Origin of the sequence: Sphingobium sp. MK2 (genome assembly GCF_040170545.1) — a bacterium.
Lineage (GTDB): Bacteria > Pseudomonadota > Alphaproteobacteria > Sphingomonadales > Sphingomonadaceae > Sphingobium.
In genome coordinates this window covers 1-1,463 of sequence record NZ_JAZDXA010000097.1, presented here as the reverse complement: position 1 = coordinate 1,463, position 1,463 = coordinate 1, and the positions used below count along the sequence as shown (strand labels likewise).

2 protein-coding genes are annotated in these 1,463 nt (G+C 62.5%); both read right to left on the bottom strand.

Annotated features, from left to right (window positions below):
* Window positions 1–452 precede the first annotated feature (452 nt).
* The gene (locus tag V2I08_RS20410) at window positions 453–779 is read right to left on the bottom strand and encodes a UvrB/UvrC motif-containing protein (protein ID WP_405053686.1); all 327 of its coding nucleotides are present in this window, start codon (window positions 777–779) and stop codon (window positions 453–455) included.
* Window positions 780–873: 94 nt separating this feature from the next.
* On the bottom strand, window positions 874–1,233 hold the full coding sequence (locus V2I08_RS20405; protein ID WP_349636575.1) for a hypothetical protein: 360 nt from the start codon (window positions 1,231–1,233) through the stop codon (window positions 874–876).
* Between the last annotated feature and the right edge of the window lie 230 nt (window positions 1,234–1,463).

The following is a 1,463-nucleotide window of genomic DNA, read 5'->3' as shown; positions in this document are numbered from 1 at the left end:
AATGGCTGGTTTTTAAACCGCCACGCTCAGCAAATCGCTGGCGTTCCATTGGCCTGGTTTGTCACCGCCCTCTACAGATGGGGTCCGTGCAGTTAAAGTGCGACGGATTGGACCGTTTATCTCCCCTCCCCAGCGGGGAGGGGCCGGGGGAGGGGGAGCGAGGCAAAGCCGAGCGTCTGCGCAAGCGGCGACACACCCCCACCCAACCTCCCCCTGTAGGGCAGGGCTATCGCATATGGAATGCACCCCATTTTACTTCGTCATGCTGAACTTGTTTCAGCATCCATCATGCCCCAGAAGCGGCCGCTCGAGGGGAGGAATGGACCCTGAAACAAGTTCAGGGTGACAACTTTGGATAGGTTGGGTGCCAAATGCGATAGCCCTGCCCTGTAGGGGGAGGGGCTTATAGATCGCAGCCGCAGCGTGCAGCAAACAGCGCCGCACCCACACCCTCACGACCCGCCCCGCTTACCCCGCTTCCCCCGCGCCGCCGTCATCGGATCAGGCTTCGTCGGCGGGGTCCAGCCCGGCGGCGGGGTCATGCGTTGCTGGCTGGTGCCAAGGCCCATCGCGCCGGGGCGGGACCGCTCCACCCCGGACAGATCGGCCGCCTTGGCCTCCGCCGCGCTGGCACCCCCACGCATCAGGCTGATCGCGTCGCGGCACCGCTTCGCTTCCTCGAAATCGAGCGCCTCGGCAGCCGCCGCCATCTTGCGCGACAGGGTTTCGATCGTGTCGTCCATGGCGGGTGAACGCGCGATCGGGGCGTTAGGCTGCATGGGGGCGCGCGTCGGCCGGTCGGCGTGGCGTCAATCAAGCCCGGAACGGACCTTCGTTCGGGCCGCCAACCGCCACCGCCCTACGGATACCGCCTCACTGATAATGCAGCTTCTTGTCGAACCCCTCATTCGCCTTGGCCATCTTGGCGATCTTGCGCAGCTGGCTGCGGACATGCCGCTCGAACCGCACATCGTCATAGACCCCCGTCGCCGAATAATCTTCCTGGCGGATCAGATCCTTGAGGCGCTGGGCGAACAGCGCCTGCGTCTCGATGCAATCGGGAAATTGCAGGGCACGGCACACCCATTCCTCGGCAGCGGCCTTGTCATACTCATCGCGCGATTCATAACCGCGCCGATCCGCCGCCGCCTGATCCAGCCGCGCCGCATCGCACCGCCGCGCCAACCAGTGCCGCACCACCGCCCCATCCCACGCTGTTGACGGCTCGCTCATGATTTGCTCCACATCTTGGTCATCATGGCACCCATAGAGGAGGAGAGTGGAGAAGCTACTACGACTAAAAAATGCGGAGGCAGCTTGACCGATATGCGACAATTCCGGTTATCCCGTATGGCAGCTTAGTACATTACTATCTGCCGTCCATTTAGTGCCTGATTCAGAAGTTTCTCAAGCGAAGCAATATCTTGCGGTTCTGCGCGTGAGCATGCGGATTGAAGCGATCA

Excerpts from the sequence above, each read along its gene's own strand:
- V2I08_RS20410 (WP_405053686.1), bottom strand. The coding sequence starts at position 779 with ATGCAGCCTAACGCCCCGATCGCGCGTTCACCCGCCATGGACGACACG.
- V2I08_RS20405 (WP_349636575.1), bottom strand. The coding sequence starts at position 1,233 with ATGAGCGAGCCGTCAACAGCGTGGGATGGGGCGGTGGTGCGGCACTGG.